General features: G+C 73.5%; 19 protein-coding genes. 8 read left to right on the forward strand and 11 right to left on the reverse strand.

What is annotated here, in order from left to right:
* Positions 1 to 50: 50 nt before the first annotated feature.
* The 7 genes from ACI79Q_RS19165 to ACI79Q_RS19195 form a co-directional block, all read right to left on the reverse strand.
* On the reverse strand, positions 51 to 1235 hold the full coding sequence (locus ACI79Q_RS19165) for an NAD(P)/FAD-dependent oxidoreductase (RefSeq protein WP_456590921.1): 1185 nt from the start codon (positions 1233 to 1235) through the stop codon (positions 51 to 53).
* A 34-nt stretch (positions 1236 to 1269) separates the two neighbouring features.
* Positions 1270 to 2139, reverse strand: coding sequence for an RNA polymerase sigma-70 factor (locus tag ACI79Q_RS19170; protein ID WP_456590920.1), 870 nt, complete (start codon positions 2137 to 2139; stop codon positions 1270 to 1272).
* Complete coding sequence (locus ACI79Q_RS19175; protein WP_456613063.1) at positions 2136 to 2729, reverse strand: carboxymuconolactone decarboxylase family protein; 594 nt, start codon at positions 2727 to 2729, stop codon at positions 2136 to 2138. Before ACI79Q_RS19175 ends, ACI79Q_RS19170 begins: the two co-directional genes overlap by 4 nt.
* 81 nt (positions 2730 to 2810) lie before the next feature.
* The gene (locus ACI79Q_RS19180; RefSeq protein WP_456615188.1) at positions 2811 to 3143 is read right to left on the reverse strand and encodes a hypothetical protein; all 333 of its coding nucleotides are present in this window, start codon (positions 3141 to 3143) and stop codon (positions 2811 to 2813) included.
* Between the two features lie 108 nt (positions 3144 to 3251).
* The gene (locus ACI79Q_RS19185) at positions 3252 to 3752 is read right to left on the reverse strand and encodes a hypothetical protein (protein ID WP_456613065.1); all 501 of its coding nucleotides are present in this window, start codon (positions 3750 to 3752) and stop codon (positions 3252 to 3254) included.
* A 124-nt stretch (positions 3753 to 3876) separates the two neighbouring features.
* Positions 3877 to 4113, reverse strand: a complete 237-nt coding sequence (locus ACI79Q_RS19190) for a hypothetical protein (RefSeq protein ID WP_456615189.1) — start codon at positions 4111 to 4113, stop codon at positions 3877 to 3879.
* 71 nt (positions 4114 to 4184) lie between these two features.
* A complete protein-coding gene (locus ACI79Q_RS19195) occupies positions 4185 to 4724 on the reverse strand; it encodes a dihydrofolate reductase family protein (protein WP_456590915.1) in 540 nt (179 codons plus the stop codon).
* A gap of 149 nt (positions 4725 to 4873) precedes the next feature.
* Between ACI79Q_RS19195 and ACI79Q_RS19200 the strand changes: the two genes are divergently transcribed.
* From ACI79Q_RS19200 to ACI79Q_RS19225, 6 genes are all read left to right on the forward strand, one after another.
* A complete protein-coding gene (locus ACI79Q_RS19200) occupies positions 4874 to 5326 on the forward strand; it encodes a nuclear transport factor 2 family protein (RefSeq protein WP_456590914.1) in 453 nt (150 codons plus the stop codon).
* 94 nt (positions 5327 to 5420) lie between these two features.
* Positions 5421 to 5762, forward strand: a complete 342-nt coding sequence (locus ACI79Q_RS19205; protein ID WP_456613068.1) for a PspC domain-containing protein — start codon at positions 5421 to 5423, stop codon at positions 5760 to 5762.
* Between the two features lie 109 nt (positions 5763 to 5871).
* Positions 5872 to 6489, forward strand: a complete 618-nt coding sequence (locus ACI79Q_RS19210) for a hypothetical protein (protein WP_456590912.1) — start codon at positions 5872 to 5874, stop codon at positions 6487 to 6489.
* Between the two features lie 142 nt (positions 6490 to 6631).
* Positions 6632 to 7621: an LLM class flavin-dependent oxidoreductase gene (locus ACI79Q_RS19215; RefSeq protein ID WP_456599719.1), complete on the forward strand. Its 990-nt coding sequence runs from the start codon at positions 6632 to 6634 to the stop codon at positions 7619 to 7621.
* Positions 7622 to 7667: 46 nt separating this feature from the next.
* Positions 7668 to 8573, forward strand: coding sequence for a DUF1028 domain-containing protein (locus tag ACI79Q_RS19220; protein WP_456599718.1), 906 nt, complete (start codon positions 7668 to 7670; stop codon positions 8571 to 8573).
* Between the two features lie 92 nt (positions 8574 to 8665).
* Entirely contained in the window at positions 8666 to 10954 is a 2289-nt protein-coding gene (locus tag ACI79Q_RS19225; protein WP_456615190.1) for a putative bifunctional diguanylate cyclase/phosphodiesterase, read from the forward strand.
* Here ACI79Q_RS19225 and ACI79Q_RS19230 read toward each other — a convergent pair.
* The 4 genes from ACI79Q_RS19230 to ACI79Q_RS19245 form a co-directional block, all read right to left on the reverse strand.
* Positions 10938 to 11897: a hypothetical protein gene (locus ACI79Q_RS19230; protein WP_456615191.1), complete on the reverse strand. Its 960-nt coding sequence runs from the start codon at positions 11895 to 11897 to the stop codon at positions 10938 to 10940. The two genes, ACI79Q_RS19225 and ACI79Q_RS19230, sit on opposite strands and share 17 nt — an antisense overlap.
* Before the next feature lie 109 nt (positions 11898 to 12006).
* Positions 12007 to 12804 (reverse strand): succinate dehydrogenase/fumarate reductase iron-sulfur subunit, encoded by a 798-nt coding sequence (locus ACI79Q_RS19235; RefSeq protein WP_456590907.1) that lies wholly within the window; start codon positions 12802 to 12804, stop codon positions 12007 to 12009.
* Between the two features lie 20 nt (positions 12805 to 12824).
* Positions 12825 to 14771, reverse strand: a complete 1947-nt coding sequence (locus ACI79Q_RS19240; RefSeq protein ID WP_456590906.1) for a fumarate reductase/succinate dehydrogenase flavoprotein subunit — start codon at positions 14769 to 14771, stop codon at positions 12825 to 12827.
* Positions 14772 to 14784: 13 nt separating this feature from the next.
* Positions 14785 to 15447, reverse strand: coding sequence for a succinate dehydrogenase cytochrome b subunit (locus tag ACI79Q_RS19245; RefSeq protein WP_456590905.1), 663 nt, complete (start codon positions 15445 to 15447; stop codon positions 14785 to 14787).
* Between the two features lie 207 nt (positions 15448 to 15654).
* Between ACI79Q_RS19245 and ACI79Q_RS19250 the strand changes: the two genes are divergently transcribed.
* A complete protein-coding gene (locus ACI79Q_RS19250; RefSeq protein WP_456590904.1) occupies positions 15655 to 16263 on the forward strand; it encodes a sulfite oxidase-like oxidoreductase in 609 nt (202 codons plus the stop codon).
* On the forward strand, positions 16256 to 17082 hold an 827-nt coding region (locus ACI79Q_RS19255; RefSeq protein WP_456615192.1), incomplete at its 3' end, for an FAD-binding oxidoreductase. The genes ACI79Q_RS19250 and ACI79Q_RS19255, both read left to right, overlap by 8 nt.

The following is a 17082-nucleotide window of genomic DNA, read 5'->3' on the forward strand; positions in this document are numbered from 1 at the left end:
CGGATTCTCGACATGGGGCGCGGGCCCTGTCGAGGACCTTCAGGACGGGGTCAGACCCGGCCGCGGAGGATGCGGTGCCAGTAGACCTGCGGCAGCCCGTAGCGGTCGAACAGCCACTGCCAGCGTCGCGGCACGAACGGGTCGAGGAAGGGCACCGACGGCTGGGACCGGTTGTCGCGGTCGACCTCGTTCAGCATCAGCTTCCGGCGGGTCACGGTGATCGGCATGACCGTGTAGCCGTTGTACTGCTGCATCGGCTTGCCCGTCGCGGCGGCCGACAGGTTCTCGCTCAGCACCTTCACCTGCTTCCGCAGCGCGCCCCCCGACGGGCGGGTGGCGAGGTCGGCGGCGTCGCCGAGGCCCCAGATCGACCCGTGCCGGCGGTGCCGCAGCGTCCCGGGGTCGACGTCCACCAGGCCGGGGGAGGCATCGACGGCGAGGCCGGCGTCGGCGATCCAGCGCGGCGCCCGGTAGTGCGGGACGGCGTGCGCGAACGCGACGTCCTCCAGCACCCGCCGGCCGCTCGAAGAGGTGATCGTGACCGAGTGCAGGTCGCCGTCCACCCGCTCGATCCGTGACTCGCGCAGCACCTCGATGCCGTAGCCGGCGAACACGTCCTCCAGGTACCGGTCCGCTTCCGGGATGCCGGTCCCCGCCGCCGCCGGCAGCACGAGGCGGACCTGCAGGTCGTCCAGCACGCCGGCGCGCCGCCAGTGGTCGCACGCCATCAACAGCGGCTTGAGCGCGGTCGGCCCGCAGGACGCCGGCTCCGGGGGCACGGTGAAGACCACGGAGCCGGCCCGCAGCGACGTCACGCCCGGCCACACCAGCGGGGCGCTGCCCGGCACGTACGAGGACGCGGCCCACCCCTCGGTGTAGGCCCGCTGCAGCCCCGGCGTCGCGTCCCAGTCCTCCACGAGGCCGGGGCAGAGCACGAGGGTCGAGCAGTGCAGGGTCCGGCCCCCGCGGGTGCGCACCGTCATGGCGGCGGGGTCGACGGCGTCGACGGCGTCGCGGATCCACGTGCACCCGTCCGGCACGACGTCGGCCATCGGGCGCTCGAGCTCCGCCATCGACGCCTCGCCCGCGGCGACGTAGTTCAGCAGCGGCTTGTACCGGTGCACCGGGGACGGCGCCACGACGGTGACGTCCTCCACCCCGTCCCGGAGCAGCCGCGCCGCCAGGGAGATGCCGGCGTTGCCGCCGCCCACGATGAGCACGTTCGTTCCCGCCACGTCCGCTCCCCAGGATCAGGCCGCGGACCTCTGGTCAACGCCGCAGCTCGGCCACCGTGTCGAGCCTGCCCAGTTTGTGCGGGTTCCGAACCGCGTACATGCGGCTGATCCGGCCGTCCTCGACGACGAACGTGACCACGGTGTCGAACTCGCCGCCGGGGTCGATCCGCGCCCCGACCGCCCCGTTGACCAGCGGGGTGGTGATCCGCACGCCGGGCGCGAGCTCGGCGAACCGGGACAGCGCGTTCGCCACCCGCGCCCGGCCCGCGAACGGTCGCCGGGCGGCGGGCGCCAGACCGCCGCCGTCCGCGACCACGACGACGTCGGGCGCCAGGACGTCCAGCAGCGCCTGCACGTCGCCACCGGTGAGCGCGGCGAGGAACCGGTCCACGACCTGCTGCTGCTCGGTGCGGCTCACCGTCATCCGCGGTCGCCGGGCCGCCACGTGCTCGCGGGCCCGGTGCGCGATCTGCCGCGCCGCGGCGCTGGACCTGCCCACCGCCTCGGCGATCTCGTCGTAGGGCACGTCGAACACCTCGTGCAGCACGAGGACCGCGCGCTCGACCGGTCCCAGCGTCTCCAGCACCGTGAGCACCGCGATCGAGACGCTCTCCGCGAGCTCGACGTCCTCGGCGACGTCGGGGCCGGTCAGCAGCGGCTCCGGCAACCACTCGCCCACGTAGTCCTCGCGCCGGCGGGAGATCGTCCGCAGCCGGTTCAGCGCCTGCCGGGTGACGATCCGCACCAGGTAGGCGCGCGGGTCCCGCACCGTCGCGGGGTCCACCTCGGCCCACCGCAGCCAGGTCTCCTGCACCACGTCGTCGGCGTCGGCGGCCGAGCCGAGCAGCTCGTAGGCGACGGTGAAGAGCAGGCCGCGGTGGGCGGGGAAGGGGTCGTCGGTCATGCCGGGGTGAGGCCGTCCCGCGAAGGGGTGGCCAGCGGCGGCAGGCCGCAGGACGCCGCGAACTCCTGTGAGCGGATGCCGAGTGCGACGTTGGCCCGCGCCGTGAGGTTCATCGCGCCGACCCGGGCGGTCAGCTCGACGAGCGCGGGCGCGCCGAGGTCGGTCAGCAGCGCGGCCGACAGCTCGTCGGTCACGGCCGGCGGCGTCTGGCTCATCGCCTCGGCGTACTCCATCACTCGCCGCTCCAGGGGCGTGAACACCGTCGACTGCCGCCAGCGCGGCACCTCGCGGGCCTTCGCCTCGTCGAGCCCGCGGTTGCGCGTCATGAAGTAGTGGAGATCCAGGCAGAACCTGCACCCGACGGTCGCGGCCGCGGCCATCGACGCGAAGGTCGCGAGCTGGGGGTCCAGCCGGTGCCACGCGTCGGCCTTGCGGCCCAGGCCCATCAGGTCCTTGACCACGGCCGGGTGGTGCCAGAGCACGCCGACGGACTCCGGTACCTGGCCGAACATCCTCCGGCACATCGCCTTCACCAGGCCTCCGTAGATGCCGGTGACCTCGGTCGCGGGGACCCGCGTGCTGCTCGCCATGTCTCCTCCAGGTGTGTCGATCCGACGACATGGAGACACCGGCCGCGCCGCCGGTGTGACAGGGCGAGGAAGTCCACGGAGTCACACGGCGACGGCGAGACCGGCGGCGGTCGCGAGCAGCGCCAGGCCGCCCAGCCACGCCGACCGGACCCCGGTGCGCCGGCCGGCGGCGCTCCCTCGCCCGGCCAGCACGGCGCCGCCGACCACCGCGGCCGCCCCGGCTGCCACCGCCGCGAGCTCCATGACCAGCCACGGCGACGCGGTCGGGTGGACCCACCGGGTGGGCGGCGTCCACCCGAGGAGCCAGCTGTAGGAGGCGGCCCAGCACACGACGGCGAGGACCGCCAGGGTGCGCACGGGCCACCGCCACCGGTCGGCCCGGACCGGTCGTGAGCTCTCGCGGGCATCGAGCACGCCGGGAGAGTAGGGGAGGAGGCCACCCAGCGGCGGTGGACCGGACGCCGTGCGTCGGCGAGGGGCGCCGGGGGGACCCGGCGGCCCTCGCCGACGGAGCGCGCCCCGTCAGGTCGTGACGAGCCCGCGCACGCTCTCGGTCAGGGTCAGCGCCAGCCGGCGGGTCACGCGCAGCCCCTGGTCGGCCAGGGCGTAGGTGGTCTCGATGACCTCCTCCGGCCGGACGAGCACGGCGGGCACGAAGCTGCGCACGATCGTCGTCACCCCCTGCACGAGGCCGACGACGGCGTCCTCGCTGCTGTCCGCCGCCGCGGCGAGCTGCCGGCGGGCCTGCTCCTGCTCCTGCTCGCGCAGCTCCACGAGGAGGTCGCGGCGGACGGCGAGGACCAGCTGGCGGGCCCGCTCGTCGTGGGATCCGTTGCGGGCCTCCTGCAGGACCTGGGCGGCCAGCAGCTCCCGGGCCCGGTCCTCGGCCTCCTCGCGGGTACGGGCCAGCTCGTCGAGCTCCGGCGTCGTCGGCTCGGTGCCGGCCGCGTCCTCGTCGGACTGCTTGCGGTTCTTCGGCTCGGTGGTGGACGTGGCCGGCGGCTTGGCTGCGGGCGTGGTCATGGCTTCCTCCTGGATCGTCTCCGTCCGGACAGCACCAGGCTCCGGCCGGAAGGTGACCCGTGGGGGAGCAGCGCGCGCACGGCAGGGGAGCGACCCGGTAATAGTCGTACCGCGGCCGCCGGGATCAGCCGGCGAGGCGGGCGCACTCCCCGCACCGCGCCGTGCCGTGCTGCGTGGGCCAGTCCTGCGCGGCGGTCGCCCGCACCAGCTGCCCGCACAGCGACGCCTCCAGCCCGTCCACCACCGGCTTGGCGACCGCGTGCACGACGTCGTCCGCGCGACCGGCCCCGGCGTCGTCCAACCGGACGTCACGCCCGATCCAGCCGACCCGGATCCCGATCACGAAGAGGCTCGCCGTCATGGCGCCAGCGTGGGCACCGAAGGTGTCCGCCCGGTGACGCAGTCCGGAACACCTGGCGGCGACCGGGCGTCTCACCCCTTCCGGGCGGGCCGGTAGACCAGGTGCAGGACGCCGGTCGGGAAGGCCTCCGAGGACAGCAGCTCCAGCGGGGTGCGGCCCAGCTCGTCGGTCCAGCGGCGCTCCCCGGCGACCACGACCGGGTCCACCAGCAGCACCAGCTCGTCGAGCAGGCCGGCCTCCAGCAGCGACCGCACGGTCGTCAGGCTGCCGGACATGCCGATGGTGCCGGCGGTGCGCTCCTTCAGCGCCCGCACCTCGTCGAGGGAGCGCAGCACCGTCGTCCCGGCCCAGTCGGAGCCCTGGAGCGTCGTCGACAGCACGTACTTGGTGGCCGGGTTGATGAACTCGGCGAACTCGTCGCTGTCGTTGCCGGGCCAGTACCGGGCCCACTGGTCGTGCAGGACGCGGCCCATCAGGTAGGCCTCGCACCGGCCCAGGTGCCGGTCCATGGCCGCGCCCATCGCCTCGTCGAAGTACGGCCCGTGCCACTGGTCCGGGCGCTCGGCCGAACCGTCGACGGTGGTGAACAGGGCGGCGGCGATGCGTCCCACGGGATCTCCTTCGGTGAACCGGTCGTCGAGAACCTAGACGGGCCGGCCGCGGCGAACTCATCGGCCGGCGTGCGAGGGGGCCCGCACCCCCGGCAGGCTGGCACCCGGTGGCCGGCAGGCGGCCGCCGCTGCGCCCGAGGAGGCACCGCGTGTCCCGACCACCGTTCCCGCCGTTCACCCTGGAGACCGCCCAGCAGAAGGTGCGCGCCGCGGAGGACGCGTGGAACACCCGCGACCCGGTCCGGGTGGCGCAGGCCTACACGGAGGACACCGTCTGGCGGAACCGCGCCGAGTTCCTGCGGGGCCGTGACCAGGTGGTGGACTTCCTGACCCGCAAGTGGCAGCGCGAGCTGGACTACGCGCTGCGCAAGGAGCTGTGGGCCTTCACCGACGACCGCATCGCGGTGCGCTTCCAGTACGAGTGGCAGGACGCCGAGGGCCGCACGTGGCGCTCCTACGGCAACGAGAACTGGGAGTTCGCCGCCGACGGCCTGATGCGCCGGCGGGAGGCCAGCATCAACGACGTGCCCATCGCCCTCGAGGAGCGCTGGATCCTCGGCCCGCGGGAGGACGGCGACACGACGCCGCTCCCGCTGCGGTGAGGTTCGGCCGGGGGAGACCCCGAGCGCCGTTCTCGGGGACGGATCCGGGTGTCACCGGATGTCGCGCCGGCGGCGCCGCGCGCAGGCTCGTGGCATGACGAACTCAGTTCCCCTCCCTCCGCCCGCGGACGCCCCCGACGGCGGGCAGCAGCGCCCGCCGCGGCGACCGGAGCTCCGGCGCAGCACCACCGACCGCATGGCCGGCGGGGTGTGCGGCGGGCTCGCCGAGTACACCGGCATCGACGCCGTGCTGTGGCGGGTCGGCTTCGTCGGCCTGACCGTCGCCGGTGGTGCCGGCATCCTCGTCTACCTGCTGCTGTGGGTGCTGATGCCCGCGGGGCCGATGCGGGACGACGAGAACCCCAGCCCTCTGGAGCGGCAGGTGCAGCGGCTGCACGACGTCCTCACCGGTGGGCGGGCGGCGTCCCCGCGGTGAGCCCGGTCGCCCTCCCGCGGGCCGGCCGACGGTCGGCACCGGCCCGCGAGGGGCGCCGATCCGACAGGATGGGCCGACCCCAGCCGTCGACCACTGTTGGAGCACCGTCGTGACCGTTCCCCCCGCGCCCCAGCCGGCCCCTGTGGTCGTGCCGAAGTTCTTCGTCCGGCAGCGAGTCACGATGATGGTCAACCGCTACGAGGTGCGCTCGGCGAACCCCGACGGCAGCGAAGGGCAGCTCCTCGCCCTCGCCGAGCAGAAGCGGATGAAGCTGCGGGAGGAGGTCACCTTCTTCGCCGACGAGTCCAAGAGCCGGCGGGTGTTCTCCTTCAAGGCCCGCCAGCGGCTGGACGTCGGCGCCGAGCACGACGTCCTCGACGAGCACGGGCAGCCCGTCGGCTACTTCCGGAAGGCGTTCGGCGCCAGCCTGCTGCGCTCCACCTGGCATCTGTCGGCGCCCGGCATCGACGCCGTCGGCCAGGAGCGCAACCGGTTCATCGCGCTGCTGCGCCGGGTGTGGGGCCTCATCCCGTTCCTCGACAGCATCCCGGTGCCGTTCCTCTTCCACTTCGACTTCACCGACAGCCGGACCGGGGCGCTGGTGATGAGCAGCGAGAAGCGGATCGCGCTGCGCGACCAGTACACGGTGACCGTTCCCGACGACCGCCTGGACTTCCGGGTGGCGGCGGCGATGGCCGTCGCGCTGGACGCGCTGCAGAGCCGCTGACCCACGCTCTGGGGGTGTTCGCGGCGCTCCACGGCCACTGCAGGACCCGCGGAGCGGTCGGAACGCTCCCAGGGCGCAGGGGAAGGTGCGGCGGGCCGGCGGCGTTGCGCCAGGCAACCGACGTGAAAGGCCCGTACCGCACATGAGCATCACCCTGTCCGTCCTCGACCTGGCACCCATCCCGCGCGGGGAGACCGCGAGCAGCGCCATCGCCGCGAGCGTGGCCCTCGCCCAGTGCGCGGAGGAGCACGGTTACGCGCGCGTCTGGTACGCCGAGCACCACAACATGCCCTCCATCGCCTCGTCGGCCACCAGCGTGCTGATCGCGCACGTCGGCGCGCAGACCAGCAGCATCCGGCTGGGTGCCGGCGGGGTCATGCTGCCCAACCACTCGCCGCTGACGATCGCCGAGCAGTTCGGCACGCTCGACGCGATGTACCCCGGCCGCATCGACCTGGGGCTGGGCCGTGCCCCGGGCAGCGACCAGAACACCATGTACGCGCTGCGCCGCGACCCGCGTTCGGCCGACAGCTTCCCGCAGGACATCCTCGAGCTGCAGGCCTACCTGGCCGGTGAGAGCCGGGTGCCCGGTGTCGACGCGATCCCCGGCAAGGGCTCGCGGGTGCCGCTGTACGTGCTCGGGTCGTCGATGTTCGGCGCCACGCTCGCCGCGGCGCTCGGGCTGCCCTACGCGTTCGCCTCGCACTTCGCGCCGGCCATGCTCGAGCCGGCCGTCGCCGCCTACCGCCGGGAGTTCAAGCCCTCCGAGCAGCTGGCGGAGCCCTACGTCATCGCCGGGGTCAACGTCGTCGCCGCCGACAGCACCGCGGCCGCGCAGGAGCAGCTGCAGGCCGTCCGGCGGAACCTGGCCGTCGGCCTGTTCGGCCGTGGCCGGGCGCTCACCGACGAGCAGGCCGACCAGCTGCTCGCGCAGGGAGCCGGTCAGCACGTCTCCACCATGCTGACCCACACCGCCGTCGGCACCCCGGCCGAGGTGCGCGAGCACCTCGAGGGGTTCGCGAAGCTGGCCGACGCCGACGAGCTGATCGTCGCCCACCAGTCGGCGTCCCTCGACGGACGGCTGCGGTCGGTGGAGCTCCTGGCCCAGGCCATGGGGGACCGCGCACTGTGACGCACCGGGGTTTCGGGTCCCGGGGAGCCGCGGGTAGGCCGCCGCGGTGACCTACTCGATCGTGGCCCGCGACCCCGAGACGGGGGAGATGGGCGTCGCCACCCAGTCCCAGGCCTTCGCGGTCGGCAACAGCGTCCCCTTCGCCCTCCCGGGGCACGGGGTCATCGCCACGCAGTCGATGGCCGAGCCCATGTACGGCTCCGTCGGTCTCGACCTCCTGCGCGGCGGGTTCACCGCGCAGGAGGTGCTGACGGCGCTCAGCAGCGTCGACCCCCAGCCCGAGCGCCGGCAGGTCGCCGTCCTCGGTCTCGCCGGCGACTTCGCCGTGTACACGGGCACCAGCTGCGTCGACGCCGCCGGTCACCTCGTCGGCGACAACTGCGTCGCGCTGGCCAACATGGCGAGCTCGCCCGCGGTGTGGGAAGCGATGGTGGAGCGGTTCGAGGGCTCCGCCGGTCTGCTCGCGCAGCGCCTGCTCAGCGCGCTGGTGGCGGGGGAGGAGGCCGGCGGTGACTTCCGGGGACGCCGGTCGGCCGCGATCATGGTCGTCCGCGCGACCACGACCGGGCGTCCCTGGCACGACATGGTGGTCGACCTGCGGGTCGACGACTCCCCGGACCCGCTGGGCGCCCTGGCCGACCTGACCGTGACCCGCGCCCGCTACCAGGACGTCGTCCGTGCCTTCCAGCAGGCCATCGACGGGGACCCCGTCACGGCCGACCGGGAGCTGGAGCTGCTGCGCCCCATGGACCCGGTCACCGAGCCCGACCAGCTGATGTGGCGGGCCGTCGTCGCGGCCCTCGCGGGCCGGGAGGACGACGCCCGGGCGATGCTCGTCGAGCTTGCCGCCTCCGCGCCGCAGTTCATCGAAGCGGCCAGCCGCTTCGGCAAGGCCGGGCTGATGCCGGCCGACGTCGTCGACCGGATCATCCCGCCGGTGCCTCCCGCCTGACGCTCCCGGCGCGGCCCCGGCCTCCCCCCGGCGGGGGAGGAAGGACGTGAGCTGCGTTTCAGCCGATCTCGTACCGCGCCGATCGTCCGGTCATGGATGAGCGGCGCACCGGGAGCACGCGGGGGCGCGACGCGGACCGGGCGCTGCGTGCCGTGCGGGTCACGGCCGCCGTCGCGTCCGCCGCCTGGGTGCTCTGCCTGGTGATGGCCGCCCTCGGGATCCCGTACGTCGGGGAGTACCTGGCCGCGGGCGGGAAGCTGGTCTTCCTCGCCGCCCTCACGGTCGTGCTCGTGCTGCGGGCACGCGTGACCTCGGTCGCACGCCGGGCGTGGCTTTGCTTCGCCGGCGCGGTCGGGGCCTACCTGCTCGGTGGCGCGGTCTACGAGCTGCACTACCGCGGGCTGGAGACGGTGCCCCGGCCGTCGTGGGCCGACGCCCTCCAGCTGGGGTTCTACCCGCTGGCCTTCCTCGCGCTGCTGCTCATGATCCGCGGCCGGGTGCGGCGGCTCACGGCCGACCTCTGGCTCGACTGCCTGGTCACCGGGCTCACCGCCGGGGCCCTGGCCGCGTCCCTGGCCCTCGGGGACCTGCTCCGCACCGCGGCGGACGGGCACGGGGCCGCCTTCGTCGGCATCGCCTACCCGGTGGGTGACCTGCTGCTGCTCAGCCTGCTGGCCGCCGGCCTGGTCGTCATCGGGCGGCGCGGCGGGGGCGGCTGGTGGTGGGTCGTCACCGGGCTCCTGCTGTTCGTCACCGGCGACACCGTGTACGCCTACCAGGTCGCCCACGACACGTACTCCGTGGGCAGCGCGCTCGACGTGGTCTGGGGTCTGGCGTTCCTGTGCTTCGGGTTCTCGGCCTGCCACGCCCCCGCCGGGGGCATCTCCGACCCCGCAGCGGTCCGCGCGCCGCTGCTCGTCCCCGCGGTGTGCACCCTGACCGCAGTCGGGCTGCTCGTCCACGGGTACTTCCGTGGCGGCGACCCGATGACGGGGGCGCTCGCCTTCGGCGCGGTCCTCGCCGCCCTGGCCCGGACCGCGCTCACCTTCCGCGCCGTCCGCGCGCTGGCCGACAGCCGCCGCCAGGCGCGCACCGACGAGCTGACCGGGCTGCCCAACCGACGCTGCGTCTTCGAGGCGCTCGACGCCCTGGACACGCGGCTCCTCGCCGGTGAGGAGCTCGCCGTCCTCGTCCTCGACCTCGACCGGTTCAAGGAGATCAACGACTCGCTGGGCCACGGTGTCGGCGACGCGCTGCTGCGGGAGGTCGGCACCCGGCTGCGGGCGCAGGTGCGCGACGGTGACCTGCTGGCCCGGCTGGGCGGGGATGAGTTCGTCGTCCTGGCCCAGGACCTGGACGTCGACGGCGCCCTCGTCCTGGCCGACCGCCTCCGCGACCACCTGCGGCGCCCGTTCCGGCTCGCCGGCATGGAGCTCGGCCTGGACGCCGCCGTCGGTGTCGCCGTGGGCCCCGAGCACTCGCGCAGCGCCGCGGAGCTGCTGCAGCTGGCCGACCTGGCGATGTACTCGGCGAAGTCCGGCCGCCTCGGCGCCGCCGTGTACGACGAGGACCGGGACGGGCACGGTCGGCACCGGCTGGAGGACGTCTCGGCGCTGCGGCGGGCCCTCGAGACCGGTGAGCTGGTGCTGCACTACCAGCCGAAGCTCGATCTCCCCACGGGCACGGTGGCAGGCGTCGAGGCGCTCGTCCGCTGGCAGCACCCGACGCGGGGGCTGCTCTACCCGGACGCGTTCATCGACCTGGCGGAGTCGGCCGGGCTCATGGGCCAACTGACCGCCCGGGTGGTCGACATGGCCCTGGCCCAGTGCCGCCGCTGGGCCGACCAGGGCCGGTCGCTCACCATGGCGGTCAACGTCAGCCCCTCGAACCTGGTCGACCAGTCCTTCCCGGACGACGTCGCCCGCCTGCTCGCCGCGCACGGGCTGACCGCGGGCAGCCTGGTCCTCGAGGTCACCGAGAGCCTGCTGATGGAGGACCGGGAGCGCGCCGTCGGGGTGCTCGGCCGGCTGCGGGACGACGGCGTCGGCGTGGCCATCGACGACTACGGCACCGGCCACTCCAGCCTGGCCTACCTCGCCGCGCTGCCGGTCACGGAGCTGAAGCTGGACCGCACGTTCATCGCGGCGATGACCGGGAGCGCCCGAGCGGCTTCGATCGTCACCTCCACCCTGCAGCTGGCGCACGCGCTGGGCCTGGTGCTGGTGGCGGAGGGCGCGGAGGACGCGGCGACGGTCGCGGCCCTCGCGGAGCTGGGCTGCGACGTCGTCCAGGGGTACCACCTGAGCCGGCCCCTACCGCCGGAGGAGCTGTGGAGCTGGCTGGACGAGCGGGAGCAGACGCCGCTCACCAGCCGGGCGTGAGCCCTTCGTCGAGCCAGGTCTCGTACTCGTCCTCGGTCATCGGGCGAGCCGCAGCCAGCGCCGCCTCGAGCACCGGCAGCGCGACGACCGGGTCGGCCGTCACGCCGATCCGGACGTCGGGGTCGAAGCGGACCAGCTCCTGCCAGTACCCGGACGAGCGCAGCCAGCGCCCGTCGCCGAGGGCGGCGCAGGAGGTCATCGGCTGGTCGCCGCCCGGCGTCCAGAGCGAGGTCGCTGCGCACGGGTCGGCCGCCGCGGGATCCACCGGCTGGTCGCGGAACAGCCAGAGCACCGCGTCGGCCCGGTGGTCGGCGCGTTCCAGCCGCGTCCAGATCAGCGGGCTGCCGGTCGCCTGGGACGCGGAGACCCGGTAGCCGTCGACCGCGGTGACCCACGGGTGCTCAGTGGTGCCCACCTCCGTGAGGATCCGCTGCTGCTGGGCGTCCTGGGCCGCCTCCGTCCCGCGCGGCACGAGGACCGCCGCGGCGCATCCCGCGAGGAGCACCGCCGTGACGATCCGGACCACGCCGGGCCACTGCAGGCCGGCGACCGCGGCGAACGGCAGACCGGCGGCCGCGTAGCGGAGCAGCACGGGCACGCCGTCGCCGACGTCCAGGCGCAGCGCCACCCCCGCGAGCACGACGACGGCACCGGACGCGACCACGCCCAGGGTGACGCCCCGCAGCACCGAGCCGGGCCGGCCGCAGCCACCCGGTCCCGCGGTGCGGTCCACGGCGACGGCGAGCCCGCAGGCGATGGCGGTGAGCACGGCGACCGCGATGCCCACGGCGGTCCAGCCGCCGAAGAGCGAGGCGATGACGACGGGCGCGCCCACGACCGCCATCAGGATGCCGAGCCCGCCGGCCAGCAGGACGTGCAGCAGCGCGCGGACCGGAGACGCCGTCGGGGGTGCCACGCGGTCTTCGGCGGTCGTGGGCAGCACGCGCGCAGTGTGCCAGCCGGCGTGCGGCCTCGGAGTGCACGAGAGCCCCCCTCCGGTGTCCGGAGGGGGGCTCTCGTGCAGTTCCGCGCCAGGGGGGGGCGCGGTGCGGTCAGCTCTTCGGCCGCGCCCCGGCGCGCAGGGCGCCGAGCAGGTCGTGGTTCAGCCGGGAGATCGTCTCCATCGAGATGCCCTTCGGGCAGGAGGCGGAGCACTCGCCGATGTTCGTGCAGCCGCCGAAGCCCTCGCGGTCCTGCTGCGCCACCATGTTGACCACGCGGTCGTTGCGCTCGGGCTGGCCCTGGGGCAGCAGCCCCAGGTGCGTCACCTTGGCGGCGGTGAACAGCATCGAGGAGGCGTTCGGGCAGGCCGCCACGCAGGCACCGCAGCCGATGCAGGTGGCGGCGTCGAACGCGGCGTCCGAGTCGGCCTTCGGCACCGGGGTCGCGTGCGCCTCGGGCGCGGTGCCGGTGGGCACGCTGATGTAGCCGCCGGCCTGGATGATCCGGTCGAACGCCCGTCGGTCGACGGCGAGGTCCTTGATCACCGGGAACGCGGTGGCGCGCCACGGCTCGATGTCGATCGAGTCGCCGTCCTTGAAGGAACGCATGTGCAGCTGGCACGTAGTCGTCTGCTGCGGGCCGTGCGCCTGACCGTTGATCATGACGCCGCACATGCCGCAGATGCCCTCGCGGCAGTCGTGGTCGAAGGCGACCGGGTCGTCGCCCTGCATGATCAGCTGCTCGTTGAGCACGTCGAGCATCTCGAGGAACGACATGTCGGGGGAGATGTCGGTGATCTTGTAGGTCACCATCTTGCCCTTGGCCGTCGGCCCCTGCTGGCGCCAGATGCGCAGCGTCAGGTTCATCCCGCGCTTCTCGGCCGCGGGGTTGCCGACGCTGGAGCGCATCGGGCCTTCGTGTGTGGCTGTCACTTGTAGCTCCGCTGGGCGAGGTGGACGTACTCGTACTCGAGGTCTTCCCGGTGCAGGACCGGGGGCTGGCCCTCCGGCGTCCACTCCCAGGCGGCGACGTAGGCGAAGTTCTCGTCGTCGCGCAGCGCCTCCCCGTCGGGCGTCTGGCTCTCCGCGCGGAAGTGGCCACCGCAGCTCTCGCGGCGGTGCAGGGCGTCGATGCACATCAGCTCGGCGAGCTCGATGAAGTCGGCGACCCGGCCGGCGTGCTCCAGCGTCTGGTTGAACGAGTGCCAGTCGCCGGTCACCTTCAGGTTGGTCCAGAACTCCTTGCGGATCTCCTGGATGCGGTCGATGGCCTTGCGCAGGCCCTCGTCCGTGCGCTCCATGCCGCAGAGGTCCCACATCAGCTGGCCGACCTCGCGGTGGAAGGACGCCGGGGTGCGGTTGCCGTTGATGCTCAGCAGCTTCTGCACCTGCTCCTGCACGCCGGTGAGCGCCTCGACGGCGGCGGGGTGGCTCTCGTCGACCTTCTCGAACGGCCCGTCGGCGAGGTAGCTGCTGATCGTCGACGGGAGCACGAAGTAGCCGTCGGCCAGCCCCTGCATCAGCGCGGAGGCGCCGAGCCGGTTCGCGCCGTGGTCGGAGAAGTTGGCCTCCCCGATCACGAACATGCCCGGGATCGTCGACTGCAGGTCGTAGTCGACCCACAGCCCGCCCATCGTGTAGTGCACGGCGGGGTAGATCCGCATCGGGACCTCGTAGGGGTCCTCGCCCGTGATCTGGGCGTACATGTCGAAGAGGTTCCCGTACTTGGCCTCGACGGCCGGACGCCCGAGGCGCTCGATCGCCTCGGCGAAGTCCAGGTAGACGCCGAGCCCACCCGGGCCCACGCCGCGGCCCTCGTCGCAGACGTTCTTGGCCTGGCGCGAGGCGATGTCGCGGGGCACCAGGTTGCCGAACGAGGGGTAGAGGCGCTCGAGGTAGTAGTCGCGGTCGGACTCGGGGATGTCCCGCGGGTCGCGGTCGTCGCCGCGCTCCTTGGGCACCCACACGCGGCCGTCGTTGCGCAGCGACTCCGACATCAGGGTCAGCTTCGACTGGTAGTCGCCCTTGACCGGGATGCAGGTGGGGTGGATCTGCGTGTAGCAGGGGTTGGCGAAGTACGCGCCCCGCTTGTGCGCCCGCCAGATCGCCGTGGTGTTGGAGCCCTTGGCGTTGGTGGAGAGGTAGAAGACGTTGCCGTAGCCACCGCTGGCGATGACCACCGCGTCGGCGAAGTGCGTGCTGATCTCGCCGCTGACGAGGTCGCGGGCGACGATGCCGCGGGCGCGGCCGTCGACGACGATCAGGTCGAGCATCTCGGTGCGCGAGTGCTCCTCGACGGTCCCGGCCGCGATCTGCCGCTCCAGCGCCTGGTAGGCGCCGTAGAGCAGCTGCTGGCCCGTCTGGCCGCGGGCGTAGAAGGTGCGCGAGACCTGGGTGCCACCGAAGGAGCGGTTGTCGAGCAGGCCGCCGTACTCGCGGGCGAAGGGGACGCCCTGGGCGACGCACTGGTCGATGATGTTGACGCTGACCTCGGCGAGGCGGTGCACGTTGTTCTCGCGCGAGCGGAAGTCGCCGCCCTTGACCGTGTCGTAGAACAGCCGGTGCACGCTGTCGCCGTCGTTGCGGTAGTTCTTGGCGGCGTTGATCCCGCCCTGCGCGGCGACGCTGTGCGCGCGGCGCGGGCTGTCCTGGTACCAGAACGACTTCACGTTGTAGCCGGCCTCGCCCAGCGTGGCGGCGGCGGAGCCACCGGCCAGGCCCGTGCCGACGACGATGATCGTCATCTTGCGGCGGTTGGCGGGGTTGACCAGGCGGCCGCGGAACTTGCGCTCGCTCCAGCGCTCGCCGATCGGGACGTCGGTGGGGGCCTTGGTGTCGGCGATGGGCTCGCCGACGGTGAACAGCTCGAGAGGCATCTGGGGGAGCTCCTTAGTCGATGAGCCCGAAGAGGACGGAGAACGGCACCAGCAGGAATCCGAGGGTCAGGACGGTCGAGAACCCGAGGGCGAACAGGCTGACCGTCTTCTCGCGGCGCCGGTTGCTCTGGCCCAAGGTCTGCGTGGCGCTCCAGATGCCGTGCCGCAGGTGCATGCCCAGCAGGATCACCGAGATGGCGTAGAAGATCGTGACGAACGGGTTCTGGAAGCTGGCGACGAGCCGGTCGTACGGCGTGCTGTCGAAGCCCTCGGCGTTCACCGCACCCAGGGTGAGGTCGAGGACGTGGTAGATGATGAAGGCGCCGACGATCACGCCGCCCCAGCGCATCGTCCGCGAGGCGTAGCTCTGGGCGGTGGCCTTCTTGGTCACGTAGCCCGACGGGCGCGCACGCTTGGCCTGGCGCCACAGCGAGACGGCGGCCCAGAAGTGCGCCACGACGGCGACCAGCAGCACGATCCGGATGACCCAGAGCGTGGTCTGCCCGGGCAGCGCCGGGTTGCCGACCGTCCGGATCCAGCCCGAGTACGAGTTGAACGCCTCGGCGCCGGAGAAGGCCTTCAGGTTCCCGATCACGTGCGCGATCAGGTACAGCACCATGATGATGCCGCTGACGGCCATCACGGCCTTCTTGAAGACCGAGTTGGTCTTCGCCACCTTCGGGGTCCTGCGCTGAGTGTGCTCCACCGTCACCACAAGTCCCCACGCTAGGACTACACGGTGCTTGCCACCAAGCCAACACGAGGTGACACGGCTCATGTAAGGCGACCCTCACCGCAGGTCGGAGGGGAGGCTCCCGGCATCCGTGCACGTCGGGGGCGCGCGGTGGTGGTCCAGGCGCCTCCGGTGGGGGATCGTGTCCTCGTGCCCACCCCCACCCGTGGATTCCTCGGCCGCCGCCGCGAGCGCGACCCGCGGCTGCCGCCCGGCCAGTACGACGTCGGCGCCGACTGGCCGGTGCTGACCGCCGAGCCGACCCCGCGCATCTCACCCGAGACCTGGAGCATCACCGTCGACGGGAAGGTGGAGTCGCCGACGACGTGGTCGTGGGAGGAGGCGCACCGGCTGCCGCCGTCGGAGTACCGCGGCGACATCCACTGCGTCACGACCTGGTCGAAGTTCGACACCCGATTCTCCGGCGTCAGCGTCGACACGCTGCTCGATGCCGCCCGGCCGACCGCCGAGGCGCACTTCGTCATGGCGACGTCGAAGACCGGCTACACGACCAACCTGCCGCTGGCCGACGTCACCGGCGGCAAGGCGTGGTTGGTCTGGGACTTCGACGGTCGCCCGCTGACCCCGGAGCACGGTGGTCCCGTCCGGCTGCTGGTGCCGCACCTGTACTTCTGGAAGAGCGCCAAGTGGATCAGCAAGCTGACCCTGCTGGCCCGTGACCAGCCGGGCTTCTGGGAGCAGAACGGCTACCACGACCGCGGGGACCCGTGGCGGCAGCAGCGGTACCAGGGTGACTGAGGCCCCGGACCCGGTCGTGCTCGGCGCCGGGGTCCCCGGTGCCCCTGCCGGTGGCTGGCGGACGGCCACCGTCGCCGGCGTCCGTCGGCCGGTGCCGCGCTCGGTGCAGCTGCGGCTGGACGTCGCCGACCGGGTCGACCACCTGCCCGGGCAGCACTACGTGGTCCGGCTCACCGCCCCCGACGGGTACACCGCGCAGCGCTCCTACTCGGTCGCCTCCGCGCCCGGCGATCCGCTGGTGGAGCTGTTCGTGGAACGGCTGGACGACGGCGAGGTCTCCACCCACCTGGCCGACGTCGTGGAGCCGGGCGACGTGCTGGAGGTGCGCGGCCCCATCGGTGGCTGGTTCGTGTGGGACACGGAGAGCCCGGCGCTGCTGGTCGCCGGCGGCACCGGCGTCGTCCCGTTCGTGTCGATGCTGCGCACCGCCCGGGCGCTGGGACGCGCCGACCGGCTCCGGATCGCCGTCTCGGTCCGGACGCTGGAGCTGCTGCCCTACGCCGACGAGCTGCTCGCCGCCGGCGCGCTGGTCGTCACCACGCGGGAGCCGCACGGCATCCGGCCCGCCGGCCGGCTCACCGCCGCGGACCTCGTGCCGCTGTGGGAGCCGGGTCAGACGGCCTTCGTCTGCGGCTCGGCCGCGTTCGCCGGCGCGGCCACCCGGCTGCTGGAGACCCTGGGCATCCCGGCGGCGGACATCCGGGTGGAGCAGTTCGGGCCGAGGGGGGGGGGGGGGGGGGGGGGGGGGGGGGGGGGGGGGGGGGGGGGGGGGGGGGGGGGGGGGGGGGGGGGGGGGGGTGGCCGAGTTGGTCCTGTTCT

This window comes from Blastococcus sp. SYSU DS0828 (assembly GCF_054050975.1).

Bases quoted from the DNA above. Each gene is read 5' to 3' on its own strand.
- ACI79Q_RS19170 (WP_456590920.1), bottom strand. From the start codon at position 2,139: ATGACCGACGACCCCTTCCCCGCCCACCGCGGCCTGCTCTTCACCGTC.
- ACI79Q_RS19175 (WP_456613063.1), bottom strand. From the start codon at position 2,729: ATGGCGAGCAGCACGCGGGTCCCCGCGACCGAGGTCACCGGCATCTAC.
- ACI79Q_RS19185 (WP_456613065.1), bottom strand. From the start codon at position 3,752: ATGACCACGCCCGCAGCCAAGCCGCCGGCCACGTCCACCACCGAGCCG.
- ACI79Q_RS19190 (WP_456615189.1), bottom strand. From the start codon at position 4,113: ATGACGGCGAGCCTCTTCGTGATCGGGATCCGGGTCGGCTGGATCGGG.
- ACI79Q_RS19205 (WP_456613068.1), top strand. From the start codon at position 5,421: ATGACGAACTCAGTTCCCCTCCCTCCGCCCGCGGACGCCCCCGACGGC.
- ACI79Q_RS19215 (WP_456599719.1), top strand. From the start codon at position 6,632: ATGAGCATCACCCTGTCCGTCCTCGACCTGGCACCCATCCCGCGCGGG.
- ACI79Q_RS19225 (WP_456615190.1), top strand. From the start codon at position 8,666: ATGGATGAGCGGCGCACCGGGAGCACGCGGGGGCGCGACGCGGACCGG.
- ACI79Q_RS19235 (WP_456590907.1), bottom strand. From the start codon at position 12,804: ATGCGCTCCAGCGTCGGCAACCCCGCGGCCGAGAAGCGCGGGATGAAC.
- ACI79Q_RS19240 (WP_456590906.1), bottom strand. From the start codon at position 14,771: ATGCCTCTCGAGCTGTTCACCGTCGGCGAGCCCATCGCCGACACCAAG.